This is a genomic window from Permianibacter aggregans, from assembly GCF_009756665.1.
Classification (GTDB): Bacteria; Pseudomonadota; Gammaproteobacteria; order Enterobacterales; family Permianibacteraceae; genus Permianibacter; species Permianibacter aggregans.
This window is the reverse complement of the sequence record NZ_CP037953.1, coordinates 3255914-3268504: the sequence shown is the minus strand read 5'-3', so window position 1 is coordinate 3268504 and position 12591 is coordinate 3255914. Positions and strand designations below refer to the sequence as shown.

The window sequence follows — 12591 nt, the reverse complement described above, 5'->3', positions numbered from 1 at the left end:
TTAATTTTTAATCGGTTTACGCGGACCTTTGCGGGTGCGCGCATTCGTTTTGGTACGTTGGCCGCGAACCGGCAGGCCTTTGCGATGACGCAAGCCGCGGTAGCAACCCAGATCCATGAGACGCTTGATGCTCATGGACACTTCGCGGCGCAAGTCACCCTCAACGGAAAACTTCGCCACTTCAGTACGTAAGGCTTCGATTTGGTCTTCCGACAGTTCACGCACTTTCTGGGCAGGATTGATACCCGCCGCGGCACAAATGGTTTGTGCACGGGTTTTGCCGATGCCATAAATGGACGTCAGCGCGACAACCGCGTGTTTTTGAACCGGAATGTTGACACCGGCGATACGAGCCATGGACAAAAACTCCTAACTGAGCGTTGGCTGGCGGAAAAGGCGCGGGATTTTAGCGGCCTCTCCACCAGAAATCAACCAAAATTCCAATGTGCAGGCTTAACCCTGACGCTGGTTATGCTTAGCCGTTTCACACACGACGCGGACGACGCGGTTACGACGGACGATTTTGCACTTACGGCAAATCGGTTTGACGGAAGCACGAACTTTCATGGTCTGAACTCCAAAAATCTACTTTTAGCCTTGCCGGATACTGCCGGCAGCACCGTAGTTACGGAAATTGGCTTTCTTCAGCAGCGATTCGTACTGCTGCGACATCAGGTGCGCTTGCACCTGCGCCATAAAATCCATGACCACGACAACAATAATCAGCAAGCTGGTACCACCGAAATAGAACGGCACGTTCCAGACCGCCCGCATCAGTTCCGGCACCAGGCAGACTGCAGTGACGTACAGTGCGCCGGCGAAGGTCAGACGGGTGACCACTTTATCGATGTACTTCGCGGTTTGCTCACCGGGACGAATCGCCGGCAGGAACGCTCCACTCTTCTTCAGGTTGTCGGCTATATCGCGCGGGTTAAAAATAATCGCGGTATAGAAGAAGCTGAAGAAAATAATGCCCGCTGCGTAAATAAACAGGTACAACGGCTGGCCCGGGCTCATCGTTGCCGCCAAGTCCTGCAGCAAGCCAGTGAAGAAACCTTCACCTTGGCCGCCGAACCACTGCAACACGGTTGCCGGGAACAGAATCAACGATGACGCAAAGATCGCCGGGATAACACCCGCCATATTGATCTTCAGCGGCAGATGACTCTGCTGAGCCTGGAACATCTTGCGGCCCTGCTGACGCTTGGCGTAATTAACCACCAAGCGGCGCTGACCTCGCTCGACGAACACCACCGCTGCCGTCACCGAAATAATCAGCGCCAGCATGACAATCAGCGACACGAACTGCATATCACCGGTGCGAACGTTCTCAAACGTCTGACCCAGCGCGCTCGGCATACCCGCCACGATACCGGCGAAAATCAGCATCGAAATACCGTTACCGATACCGCGTTCGGTGATCTGCTCACCGAGCCACATCAGGAACATCGTACCGGTGGTCAAGCTGACCACAGCACTGAAGTAAAACCCAAAGCCCGGATTCGGCACGATCCCCTGGGCGAAGCTTGGAAAGCTCAGCGCCATCGAGGTCGATTGCACGACAGCCAAGACCAGCGTACCCCAACGGGTGTACTGACCCAGTTTGCGGCGGCCCGCCTCCCCTTCTTTGCGCAACTGCTTGAAGGGCTCGTATACATAGCCCATCACCTGCACGATGATCGATGCAGAGATGTAAGGCATGATGCCCAGGGCGAACACCGAAGCCCGCTCCATGGCACCACCGGAAAACACGTTGAACATCGCCAGCAAGGTGCCGGACTGCTGATTCATCAGATCAGCCAGCACAGCGCTGTCAATACCCGGTACCGGAATGTATGAACCGAGACGGAACACCACAAGCGCGCCCAACAGGAACAACAGGCGGCGGCGCAATTCGCTCGTGCCGCTGCCCGATTTACCAGTAACGCTGCTTGCGGTCGCCATTACGCTTCTACCTTGCCGCCAGCGGCAACGATGGCATCCATCGCACCTTTGGTGACGCGCACGCCGGACACGTTGACCGCGCGGTCAATTGAACCGGAAAGCACGATTTTCGCGCTCAGCGAATCCATCGGGATCACGTTGGCGGTTTTCAGCGTCAACAGGTTAACGTCATTGCCTTCCACTTTCGCCAGCTCGCTCAAACGCACTTCGGCGTGAGTCAGCTTTTTCAGCGAAGTGAAACCAAACTTCGGCAGACGGCGCGCCATTGGCATCTGACCACCTTCGAAGCCCACTTTGTGGTAGCCGCCTTTACGGGCATGCTGACCTTTGTGACCTTTACCAGCAGTTTTACCATCGGTCGAACCGATACCACGACCCAGACGCTTGCCTTTTTTCTTGGCGCCTACGGCCGGTGAAAGATTGTTCAGACGCATCGCTTACTCCTCAACCTTCACCATGTAAGACACTTGGTTGATCATGCCGCGTACTGCCGGCGTATCCACCAACTCGACGGTCTGATGAATTTTCTTCAGACCCAAGCCGAGCATCGTCGCACGATGCGTCGGCTTGCGGTGAAAACTGGTTTTCACCTGTGTAACTTTGATCGTCTTGGCCATGTCAATTAACCCAGAATCTGTTCAACGGTCTTGCCACGTTTGGCCGCGATCGCTTCCGGGCTATTCATGTCTTTCAAGCCCTTGACGGTAGCGCGTACCACGTTGATGGCATTCGTTGAGCCGTAGCTCTTGGCCAGTACGTTCTTGACACCCAGCACTTCGAATACAGCGCGCATCGCACCGCCGGCGATAATACCGGTACCTTCCGAAGCTGGCTGCATGAACACCACCGACGCACCATGATTGGCTTTCACCGGGTGCTGCAGCGTGTGGCCATCTTTCAGATCCACGCGCACCATGTTGCGCTTGGCCTGTTCCATCGCCTTGGCGATAGCGGCAGGCACTTCACGTGCTTTACCGCGACCGTAACCAATACGACCTTGACCGTCACCGACCACTGTCAAAGCAGTGAACGAGAAAATACGACCGCCTTTCACGACTTTCGCGACGCGATTGACGGCGACCAGTTTCTCGACCATACCGTCGGTGGCGGTTTGTTGCTCTTGCTTAGCCATTGTCAAACCCTTAGAACTGGAGGCCTTTGGCACGGGCAGCGTCTGCCAGCGCCTTTACGCGACCGTGATACTGGAAACCCGAACGGTCGAACGCAACGTTCAACACCCCTTTGGCCAACGCACGCTCAGCAACCAGCTCGCCGACTTTCGCCGCGGCTTCGATGTTGCCGGTGTACTTCAGCGCACCGCGTACGTCTTTTTCGACGCTCGATGCCGCTGCGATGACCTGACCGGTTTCGCCTGAAATCAGCTGGGCATAGATATGCCGCGGGGTGCGATGCACCACCAAGCGGTTGGCACCCAGCTCCGCAATTTTGCGACGCGTAGCAGCGCCGCGACGGATACGTGCAACTTTTTTGTTCATATCTATACCTTACTTCTTCTTCGCTTCTTTCAATACGACACGCTCGTTGTCGTAACGAATGCCTTTGCCCTTGTATGGCTCTGGCGGACGGAAACCGCGAATGTTGGCAGCGACCTGACCGACCAATTGCTTGTCGATACCCGTAACCAGAATTTCCGTTTGGGTCGGGCAGGTAATGGTGATGCCCGTCGGAATTTCAAAGTTGACCGGGTGTGAAAAACCAATGGTCAAGTTCAGCGTTTTACCTTGCACGGCGGCACGGAAACCAACGCCTTGCAGCTGGAGCTTGCGCTCGAAGCCAGCAGAAACGCCTTTGACCATGTTGCCGACCAGCGCGCGGGCCGTACCGGCCTGCACATTGGCTTTGTCAAAACCGGCACGTGGAGCAAACGACACCACATTGCCTTCAACCTTCATTTCAACCGCCGGGTTGATGGCCTGATTCAGGGTACCTTTGGTGCCTTTAACCGACACCGCATTGTCCTTGATCGACACTTCAACGCCTTTTGGCAATTCAAGCGGCTTCTTCGCGACACGAGACATATTCGCTACTCCTTTAAGCCACGTAGCACAGCACTTCACCGCCGTGACCGGCAGCGCGTGCAGCGCGGTCGCTCATCACACCTTTGGAGGTGGAAACGATGGCGACACCCAAACCGCCCAGCACTTTCGGCAGGTCGTTCAGGCCTTTATAGACACGCAAACCAGGACGCGATACACGCTCGATACGAGCGATGACCGGTTTGCCTTCGAAATATTTCAGGTTCAAGGTCAGCACCTTTTTGCCTTCCATTTCACCTGCTTCGAACCCAGCGATATAGCCTTCGTCAGCCAACACTTTCGCGATGGCCGATTTCAGCTTGGCGGCTGGCATCGATACGGTTTTCTTGCCGGCTTGCTGCGCGTTACGAATACGCGTCAACATATCGGCGACGGGATCTTGCATACTCATCGTCAATTATCTCCGCGATTACCAAGAGGCTTTGCGCAAGCCAGGAATTTCACCACGCATGGCCATTTCACGCAGCTTGTTACGGCTCAGGCCGAACTTGCGGTAGAAACCATGCGGGCGGCCCGTGATATTGCAACGGTTTTTCTGACGGGTGGCGGAAGCATCGCGCGGCTGGTTCTGCAGCGCTTTCTGGGCTTCCCAACGCTCTTCGTCAGAAGTAGCCGGGTTTACAATCTTGGCCTTCAGTTCGGCGCGCTTGGCGGCGTACTTTTTGACCAGCTTGGCGCGCTTGATTTCGCGCTCCATCATTGAAGTCTTTGCCATGACACTCGCCTCTTAGTTACGGAACGGGAAGCTGAACGCGCCAAGCAATGCGCGACCTTCTTCATCCGTTTTTGCCGTAGTGGTGATGGTGATGTCCATACCACGAACCGCGTCCACTTTGTCGTAATCGATTTCCGGGAACACGATCTGTTCTTTAATACCGAGCGAGTAGTTGCCACGGCCATCGAACGAGCGTGGGTTGACACCGCGGAAGTCACGGATACGTGGCATCGCGATGACGACCAGGCGCTCGAGGAATTCCCACATGCGCTCGCCGCGCAGCGTGACCTTGCAGCCAATCGGCATTTTTTCGCGCAATTTGAAGTTCGCGATCGATTTTTTCGCTAACGTGACCACTGGTTTCTGACCAGAAATGGCAGTCATGTCAGCAACCGCGTTCTCAAGAATTTTTTTGTCGCCGACCGCCTCACCCACACCCATGTTCAGGGTGATTTTCGTGATCTTCGGGACTTGCATGACAGAGGAGTAGCCAAACTTCTCAGTGAGCTGTTTGACGACTTCGTTCTGATAATGGTCTTGCAGTTTCGCCATTGTATTCACCAATTACACGTCAATCCGGGCGCCGTTCGACTTGAACACGCGCACCTTCTTGCCATCTTCAACTTTGTAGCCAACGCGATCAGCTTTACCTGTTTCGCCGTTATAAATGGCTACGTTCGATACGTGGATAGGCGCCGCTTGTTCAACGATGCCACCCGGCGCATTGGTCATTGGGTTAGGGCGCTGATGCTTTTTCACCATCTGCACACCTTCCACCACCAAACGCTCGCCCAGTACGCGTTGTACTTTGCCACGCTTGCCTTTGTCTTTACCGGCCAGTACGACGACTTCGTCGCCAGATTTGATCTTTGCCATGGTGGTTACCCTTACAGCACTTCCGGCGCCAGCGACACGATCTTCATGAACTTTTCAGTACGAAGTTCGCGGGTCACTGGTCCGAAAATACGCGTGCCGATTGGTTGCAACTGATTGTTCAGCAGCACGGCCGCGTTGTTGTCAAAACGGATCAAGGAGCCGTCAACGCGACGAACACCGTGCGCCGTGCGCACGACAACCGCGTTCATTACGTCACCTTTTTTGACCTTGGCACGTGGAATTGCTTCCCGTACCGAGACCTTGATGATGTCACCGATGCCGGCGTAACGACGATGCGAGCCGCCCAGCACCTTGATGCACATCACTTTCTTGGCGCCGCTGTTATCAGCAACGTCCAAAACGCTTTGCATCTGAATCATGTCTAACGCTCCTCGGCTCAGCTCGCGCGTTCAACGATTTCGACCAGATTCCAGGACTTGGTCTTGGACATTGGACGAACTTCTTGAATGCGCACAACATCGCCTTCACGGCACTCGTTGTTCTCGTCATGCACGTGCAGCTTGGTGGTGCGCTTGATGTACTTACCGTACTTCGGGTGCTGCACCTGACGTGAAATCGCAACGACAATGGACTTGTCCATTTTGTTGCTCACGACTTTGCCGACCAGCGTGCGTTTAATGGTTTGTTCGCTCATTAGGCACCTGCCTTCTGGGTAAGCACGGTTTTGACGCGTGCAATATTGCGACGGACCTGACCCAGCAGATGCGTTTGACGCATCTGGCCAGTGGCAGCTTGCATGCGCAGATTGAACTGCTCACGCTGCAACGCAGTCAGCTCGGTCTTGAGCTCTTCTACGCTCTTGTTCAAAAGTTCTTTCGCGTTCATCACATCACCGTCCGGGCCACGATCGTGGTTTTCAAAGGCAGCTTCGAGGCAGCCAGCGTAAACGCTTCTTTGGCCAACTCAGCGGAAATGCCTTCCACTTCGTACAACATCTTGCCAGGCTGAATTTCAGCGACCCAATATTCAACACTACCTTTACCGCTACCCATACGCACTTCGAGAGGCTTTTGGGTAATCGGCTTATCCGGGAACACACGGATATAAATACGACCGGTACGCTTCATGGCACGAGCCATCACACGACGCGCCGCTTCGATCTGACGGGCAGTCAGACGGCCGCGGGTGGTCGCTTTCAGGCCATACTCACCGAAGCTCACTTTGTTGCCGACGGTGGCAACGCCAGTATTCCGGCCTTTGAAGACCTTACGGAACTTGGTACGTTTCGGCTGCAACATCTGTCAGCTCCTTAATTCTTTTCGACTTTGTCGGCGGCCTTCGCGCTGCGGCGCGGAGCCCGTGGCTTGTCGTTGGCACCGGCACCAGCACGGCCTTTCGGACGACGCTTCGGCTCTTTGTCTTCACGTGCTGGAGCAGACACCGAATTGATGTCAATGCGGCCTTGCGCCAGGACTTCACCTTTGAAGATCCACACTTTGACACCGATGATGCCGTAGGTGGTTGAAGCTTCGCCGGTGGCGTAGTCGATGTCGGCACGCAGCGTATGCAGCGGCACCCGACCTTCGCGGTACCATTCGGTACGGGCGATTTCAGCGCCGCCCAAACGACCGGACACTTGAATCTTGATACCTTTGGCACCAGCACGCAGCGCGTTCTGCACAGCACGCTTCATCGCGCGACGGAACATCACACGACGCTCAAGCTGTTGAGCAACCGAATCGGCAACCAACTTCGCATCGATTTCCGGCTTGCGCACTTGCTCGATGTTGACCGTGGTCGGCATGCCGGAAATGGCAGCGACTTTGGCGCGCAGTTTTTCGATGTCTTCGCCTTTCTTACCGATGACGACACCAGGACGGGCGGTGTGAATGGTCACACGCATGGTCTTGGCCGGACGCTCGATGTCGATGCGGGAGATCTGGGCAGCAGCCAGTTCTTTGGTCAGCCAGGTGCGGACTTTGAAGTCAGCATCCAGGTACTGGCTGAACACGCCCTTCTCGGCGAACCAGGTCGAACGCCACGGTTGGGTAATACCTAAGCGGATACCAACCGGATTAACTTTCTGACCCATTATTTGCTCCCCCGACGATCCGAGACTTTGACGGTGATGTGGCAGGTACGCTTGACGATACGATCACCACGGCCTTTGGCGCGGGCGCTCATGCGCTTGAACGACGGACCTTCATCAACCATCACGGTCGATACGCGCAACGCATCAATGTCAGCACCATCATTGTGCTCAGCGTTGGCAATCGCCGATTCCAGAACTTTCTTCATCAGACCCGCTGCTTTGCGGTTGCTGAACGCGAGAACGTTCAGGGCTTGATCGACCGGCAGGCCGCGAATCTGATCAGCCACGAGGCGCACTTTTTGAGCAGCGCTACGAGCGTGGCGATGGATAGCTACGGTTTCCATGACCTAACCCCTTACTTCTTCGCTTTCTTGTCGGCCGCGTGACCTTTGTAGGTACGGGTCGGCGAGAATTCACCGAGTTTGTGACCGACCATATCTTCAGTCACAAACACCGGCACATGTTGTTTACCGTTGTGGACAGCCATAGTCAGGCCAACCATTTCCGGCAGAATCATCGAACGACGCGACCAGGTTTTCAGCGGGCGCTTTTCGTTCTTCGCTACAGCGCTCTCGACCTTCTTCAACAGATGAAGATCAACGAACGGTCCTTTTTTCAATGAACGTGGCACTGCGATACCCTCACATTACTTGCCGCGACGACGTACGATGAACTTATCCGTACGCTTGTTTTTGCGGGTCTTGCCGCCCTTGGTCTTCCAACCCCATGGTGATGTCGGATGACGACCACCGGAGCTGCGACCTTCACCACCACCCATTGGGTGATCGACAGGGTTCATGGCAACACCGCGAACGGTAGGACGAATACCGCGCCAGCGCTTCGCACCAGCTTTACCGTAAGATTCGAGCATGTGCTCAGAGTTACCGACTTCACCGATGGTGGCGCGGCACTCGGCTTGCACTTTGCGCATTTCGCCGGAACGTAAGCGAATTGTGCAGTACTCACCTTCACGGGCAACCAACTGAATCGAGGCACCAGCGGAGCGGCCCAGCTGGGCGCCTTTGCCTGGCTTCAACTCAACGCAATGCACGGTCAAACCAACCGGAATGTTGCGCAGTGGCAAGCAGTTACCGGCTTTGATCGGTGCATCGTTACCCGATTGGATGGCATCACCGGCTTTCACGCCTTTCGGGGCGATGATGTAGCGGCGCTCGCCATCGGCGTAGCACAGCAGAGCCAGGTGAGCCGTGCGGTTCGGATCGTATTCAATCCGTTCCACTTTGGCTGGTACACCATCTTTGGTGCGTTTGAAATCGACCAAACGATAGTGTTGGCGATGACCACCACCACGATGACGGGTAGTGATGTGACCGTTGTTGTTACGGCCGCCATTTTTGTTTTTGCGCTCCAGCAATCCGGCTACCGGATCACCTTTGTGCAAATTGTCGGTTTTTACCTTCACCACGAAGCGGCGCCCCGGGGAGGTAGGCTTCATTTTGATCAGAGCCATCTCAAATTACCCCTTATGCCTGCTCGTTAAAGACGTTGATCGTCTGGCCTTCGGCGAGCTTGACGTACGCCTTTTTCCAGTCAGAACGGCGACCTTTACGCAGGCCGGCTCCTTTGATCTTGCCTTTGACGTTGACCGTGGTGACACGCTCGACTTTCACTTCGAACAACTGCTCAACGGCGCACTTGATTTCGTGCTTATTGGCGTCTTTCAGCACCTTGAAGGTGATGATGTTGTTCAGTTCGGAGGCGAGGTTGGTTTTCTCGGAGACGTGTGGACCAACCAACACGCGCATCAGGCGTTCTTGATTCATACCAGCATCTCCTCGATTTGCTTCAGGGCGCCGACGGTCACGATTACTTTCTCGAAAGCAATCAGGCTGACCGGGTCGATACCCACTGGATCACGCACGTCCACGGTGTGAATGTTGCGCGAAGCCAGGTACAGATTCTCATCAACGTTGTCGGTGATGATCAGCGCATCGTTAGCGTTCAGACCAGCCAGCTTTTGCGCCAGCAATTTGGTCTTCGGTGCTTCGACGGTGAACGCATCAACCACGATCAGACGATCTTGACGCACCAGTTCCGACAGGATGGCGCTCAGCGCACCGCGGTACATCTTCTTGTTGACTTTTTGCGACCAGTCTTGCGGAACGGCGGCAAACGTTTTGCCACCACCACGCCACAGTGGCGAGCGGATGGAACCAGCACGAGCACGGCCCGTACCTTTCTGTTTCCACGGCTTCTTGCCACCGCCACGGACTTCCGAGCGGGTCTTTTGCTTAACGGTACCGGCGCGACCACCTGACAAATAGGCGGTGACAACCTGGTGTACCAGTGCTTCATTGAATTCGCGGCCGAAAGCAACTTCCGACACATCAACTGTGCCGCCGTTGCCGCCTGCTAGAGTCAAATTCATCGTTAACTCTCCTTACGGGCTCAGGCTTTGGCAGCCGGCTTGACGATAACGTCAGCGCCGTCAAAACCAGGAACCGAACCCTTGACCAACAGCAAGCCACGTTCAGCATCGACACGAACGATGGCCAGCTTCTCGATGGTGACTTGCTCATCACCATAGTGGCCGTACATTTTCATGCCCTTGAATACGCGACCCGGGGTCTGACGCTGACCGATGGAACCAGGGACGCGGTGCGACACGGAGTTACCGTGTGTGGCGTCCTGGCCGCGGAAATTCCAGCGACGGATGGTGCCCGAGAAGCCACGGCCTTTGGTCTGGCCGGTGACATCCACCAACTGACCTTCTTTGAACAGGTCAGCTTTCAATTCGCCACCAACGCTCAAGCCATGCTCTGCGTTAGCGCGGAATTCCCATACACCACGACCAGCGGCGACACCAGCTTTCGCAAAGTGACCAGCCATTGGCTTGGTGACACGGCTGGCTCTACGCTCGCCAGTCGTGACTTGAATCGCAATGTACCCATCGTTTTCGAGGGTTTTGATTTGGGTGATACGGTTCGGCTCGACTTCGATAACCGTGACTGGCACTGAAGCGCCGTCTTCGGTGAACAGTCGAGTCATACCGCACTTACGACCCACTAATCCGATTGCCATGTCGTGTTTCCTCAACAAGCATTCATTCGCGCGATGCCGATTAGCTCAAGCTAATCTGGACATCAACACCAGCGGCCAGATCCAACTTCATCAGAGCATCAACCGTTTTGTCGGTTGGCTCGACGATGTCGACCAGGCGTTTATGCGTACGAATCTCGTACTGGTCACGCGCATCTTTGTTCACGTGCGGTGACACGAGAACCGTGTAGCGCTCTTTCTTTGTCGGCAGCGGAATCGGGCCTACAACGTGGGCACCGGTGCGCTTAGCCGTGTTCACGATTTCCATCGTGGACTGATCAATCAGTCTGTGGTCGAACGCCTTAAGGCGGATTCGAATGCGTTGCTTTGCCATGTCAATGGCACTCCAAGTCTAAAGAGCAAATAACAAAGCGAACATCGCACCTTCCATCCCCTTTCTGGGCGGAGCGCGATGTCCAAGTATCCGTCGAGCTGCAATTGAGCTCGTTGTTAGGGGCAGCGATACCAATATACTGGTCTACTACCGCCAACACCCCCACAGCCAAGGCTGGGAAGGGAACTACCAAAGAACGTATTTCAAAGGCGCGCGAACTATACCGGTGCCTTTATGGAATGTCGAGCAAAAATTGCTCGACATCCGAAAATACTGCCTCAAGCCCGAGGGTTTGAGTCTGACCGGTCCGAAGACCGGTCAGCATGTATCACCAATTAGGCAATCACTTTCGCGACAACGCCGGCGCCAACGGTACGGCCACCTTCGCGAATCGCGAAGCGCAGACCGTCGTCCATGGCGATCGGGGCGATCAGCGTGACGACCATCTTGATGTTGTCGCCAGGCATGACCATCTCGACACCTTCCGGCAGCTCAACAGCACCGGTGACGTCCGTGGTACGGAAGTAGAACTGCGGGCGGTAGCCTTTGAAGAACGGGGTGTGACGACCACCTTCTTCTTTCGACAGCACGTACACTTCCGACTCGAACTTGGTGTGCGGCTTGATCGAACCCGGCTTGGCCAGTACCTGACCACGCTCGACTTCTTCACGCTTGGTACCGCGCAGCAGCACGCCAACGTTGTCACCAGCACGGCCTTCGTCCAGCAGTTTGCGGAACATTTCAACACCGGTGCAGGTGGTCTTCTGGGTATCACGGATACCGACGATTTCGATTTCTTCGCCGACTTTGATGATGCCGCGCTCGACACGACCGGTTACACGGTACCGCGACCGGAGATCGAGAACACGTCTTCGACCGGCAGCAGGAACGGCTTGTCGATGGCACGCTCTGGCTCAGGAATATAGGTATCCAGGGTTTCCAGCAGTTTCAGGACGGCTTGCTCGCCGAACTCGCCTTTGTCGCCTTCGATCGCCAGTTTCGCCGAACCACGGATGATCGGGGTGTCGTCGCCTGGGAATTCGTAGGTGCTCAGCAGTTCACGCACTTCCATTTCGACCAGCTCGAGCAGCTCGGCGTCGTCGACCATGTCGCACTTGTTCAGGAACACAACGATGTACGGTACACCGACCTGACGGGCCAGCAGGATGTGTTCACGGGTCTGCGGCATGGGGCCGTCAGCAGCCGAGCACACCAGGATCGCGCCGTCCATCTGGGCGGCACCGGTGATCATGTTCTTGACATAGTCAGCGTGGCCCGGGCAGTCAACGTGCGCGTAGTGGCGGTTGGCGGTTTCGTATTCGACGTGGGCGGTGTTGATGGTAATACCGCGAGCGCGCTCTTCCGGGGCGCTGTCGATTTCGTCGTAGTTCTTGACCTGGCCACCGCTGGTGCGGGCCGACACGATGGTCAGGGCCGCGGTCAGCGAAGTCTTGCCATGGTCAACGTGACCAATGGTGCCCACGTTGACGTGGGGCTTTTTACGTTCAAATTTTTCCTTTGACATGATGATGCCTCAGCTTAAGTTTGTTTG

At 55.5% G+C, this 12591-nt stretch carries 23 protein-coding genes and 2 pseudogenes; all 25 read right to left on the bottom strand.

Annotated features, from left to right (window positions below; genetic code table 11):
• Positions 1–357, bottom strand: coding sequence for a 30S ribosomal protein S13 (gene rpsM, locus E2H98_RS14805; protein ID WP_133590130.1), 357 nt, complete (start codon positions 355–357; stop codon positions 1–3).
• A gap of 96 nt (positions 358–453) precedes the next feature.
• Entirely contained in the window at positions 454–567 is a 114-nt protein-coding gene (gene rpmJ, locus E2H98_RS14800; protein WP_133590133.1) for a 50S ribosomal protein L36, read from the bottom strand.
• A 24-nt stretch (positions 568–591) separates the two neighbouring features.
• Complete coding sequence (gene secY / locus E2H98_RS14795; protein WP_133590135.1) at positions 592–1944, bottom strand: preprotein translocase subunit SecY; 1353 nt, start codon at positions 1942–1944, stop codon at positions 592–594.
• Positions 1944–2378, bottom strand: coding sequence for a 50S ribosomal protein L15 (gene rplO / locus E2H98_RS14790; protein WP_133590137.1), 435 nt, complete (start codon positions 2376–2378; stop codon positions 1944–1946). The genes secY and rplO overlap by 1 nt, the downstream gene beginning before the upstream one ends.
• Before the next feature lie 3 nt (positions 2379–2381).
• Positions 2382–2561 carry a 50S ribosomal protein L30 gene (gene rpmD, locus E2H98_RS14785; protein WP_133590139.1) on the bottom strand — a complete coding sequence of 60 codons (180 nt, stop codon included), beginning with the start codon at positions 2559–2561 and terminating at the stop codon, positions 2382–2384.
• A 5-nt stretch (positions 2562–2566) separates the two neighbouring features.
• Positions 2567–3076 (bottom strand): 30S ribosomal protein S5, encoded by a 510-nt coding sequence (gene rpsE / locus E2H98_RS14780; protein ID WP_133590141.1) that lies wholly within the window; start codon positions 3074–3076, stop codon positions 2567–2569.
• A gap of 10 nt (positions 3077–3086) precedes the next feature.
• Complete coding sequence (gene rplR / locus E2H98_RS14775) at positions 3087–3440, bottom strand: 50S ribosomal protein L18 (protein WP_133590143.1); 354 nt, start codon at positions 3438–3440, stop codon at positions 3087–3089.
• Between the two features lie 9 nt (positions 3441–3449).
• Complete coding sequence (gene rplF, locus E2H98_RS14770) at positions 3450–3983, bottom strand: 50S ribosomal protein L6 (RefSeq protein WP_133590145.1); 534 nt, start codon at positions 3981–3983, stop codon at positions 3450–3452.
• A 13-nt stretch (positions 3984–3996) separates the two neighbouring features.
• Positions 3997–4392: a 30S ribosomal protein S8 gene (gene rpsH, locus E2H98_RS14765; RefSeq protein WP_133590147.1), complete on the bottom strand. Its 396-nt coding sequence runs from the start codon at positions 4390–4392 to the stop codon at positions 3997–3999.
• Between the two features lie 18 nt (positions 4393–4410).
• On the bottom strand, positions 4411–4716 hold the full coding sequence (gene rpsN / locus E2H98_RS14760; protein ID WP_133590149.1) for a 30S ribosomal protein S14: 306 nt from the start codon (positions 4714–4716) through the stop codon (positions 4411–4413).
• A gap of 12 nt (positions 4717–4728) precedes the next feature.
• Positions 4729–5268, bottom strand: a complete 540-nt coding sequence (gene rplE / locus E2H98_RS14755) for a 50S ribosomal protein L5 (protein ID WP_133590151.1) — start codon at positions 5266–5268, stop codon at positions 4729–4731.
• Positions 5269–5280: 12 nt separating this feature from the next.
• Complete coding sequence (gene rplX, locus E2H98_RS14750; RefSeq protein WP_133590154.1) at positions 5281–5592, bottom strand: 50S ribosomal protein L24; 312 nt, start codon at positions 5590–5592, stop codon at positions 5281–5283.
• 11 nt (positions 5593–5603) lie between these two features.
• Positions 5604–5972, bottom strand: coding sequence for a 50S ribosomal protein L14 (gene rplN, locus E2H98_RS14745; RefSeq protein WP_133590156.1), 369 nt, complete (start codon positions 5970–5972; stop codon positions 5604–5606).
• Positions 5973–5989: 17 nt separating this feature from the next.
• Positions 5990–6247, bottom strand: a complete 258-nt coding sequence (rpsQ, locus tag E2H98_RS14740; protein WP_133590158.1) for a 30S ribosomal protein S17 — start codon at positions 6245–6247, stop codon at positions 5990–5992.
• Positions 6247–6438, bottom strand: a complete 192-nt coding sequence (gene rpmC / locus E2H98_RS14735) for a 50S ribosomal protein L29 (RefSeq protein ID WP_133590160.1) — start codon at positions 6436–6438, stop codon at positions 6247–6249. The genes rpsQ and rpmC overlap by 1 nt, the downstream gene beginning before the upstream one ends.
• A complete protein-coding gene (gene rplP, locus E2H98_RS14730; RefSeq protein WP_133590162.1) occupies positions 6438–6851 on the bottom strand; it encodes a 50S ribosomal protein L16 in 414 nt (137 codons plus the stop codon). Before rplP ends, rpmC begins: the two co-directional genes overlap by 1 nt.
• A 107-nt stretch (positions 6852–6958) precedes the next feature.
• Positions 6959–7645 (bottom strand): annotated as a pseudogene (gene rpsC, locus E2H98_RS14725) (30S ribosomal protein S3); the annotation flags it as partial.
• A complete protein-coding gene (rplV, locus tag E2H98_RS14720) occupies positions 7645–7989 on the bottom strand; it encodes a 50S ribosomal protein L22 (RefSeq protein WP_133590167.1) in 345 nt (114 codons plus the stop codon). The pseudogene rpsC and the gene rplV, both read right to left, overlap by 1 nt.
• An 11-nt stretch (positions 7990–8000) precedes the next feature.
• Complete coding sequence (gene rpsS / locus E2H98_RS14715; RefSeq protein WP_133590169.1) at positions 8001–8276, bottom strand: 30S ribosomal protein S19; 276 nt, start codon at positions 8274–8276, stop codon at positions 8001–8003.
• A gap of 15 nt (positions 8277–8291) precedes the next feature.
• Positions 8292–9116 (bottom strand): 50S ribosomal protein L2, encoded by an 825-nt coding sequence (rplB, locus tag E2H98_RS14710; RefSeq protein ID WP_133590171.1) that lies wholly within the window; start codon positions 9114–9116, stop codon positions 8292–8294.
• Between the two features lie 13 nt (positions 9117–9129).
• Positions 9130–9429, bottom strand: coding sequence for a 50S ribosomal protein L23 (gene rplW / locus E2H98_RS14705; RefSeq protein WP_133590173.1), 300 nt, complete (start codon positions 9427–9429; stop codon positions 9130–9132).
• Complete coding sequence (gene rplD / locus E2H98_RS14700) at positions 9426–10034, bottom strand: 50S ribosomal protein L4 (protein ID WP_133590175.1); 609 nt, start codon at positions 10032–10034, stop codon at positions 9426–9428. Before rplD ends, rplW begins: the two co-directional genes overlap by 4 nt.
• 20 nt (positions 10035–10054) lie before the next feature.
• Complete coding sequence (rplC, locus tag E2H98_RS14695) at positions 10055–10687, bottom strand: 50S ribosomal protein L3 (protein ID WP_133590177.1); 633 nt, start codon at positions 10685–10687, stop codon at positions 10055–10057.
• Between the two features lie 40 nt (positions 10688–10727).
• The gene (rpsJ, locus tag E2H98_RS14690; RefSeq protein WP_133590179.1) at positions 10728–11039 is read right to left on the bottom strand and encodes a 30S ribosomal protein S10; all 312 of its coding nucleotides are present in this window, start codon (positions 11037–11039) and stop codon (positions 10728–10730) included.
• A gap of 335 nt (positions 11040–11374) precedes the next feature.
• Positions 11375–12564, bottom strand: a pseudogene (gene tuf, locus E2H98_RS14685) (elongation factor Tu).
• Positions 12565–12591 lie beyond the last annotated feature (27 nt).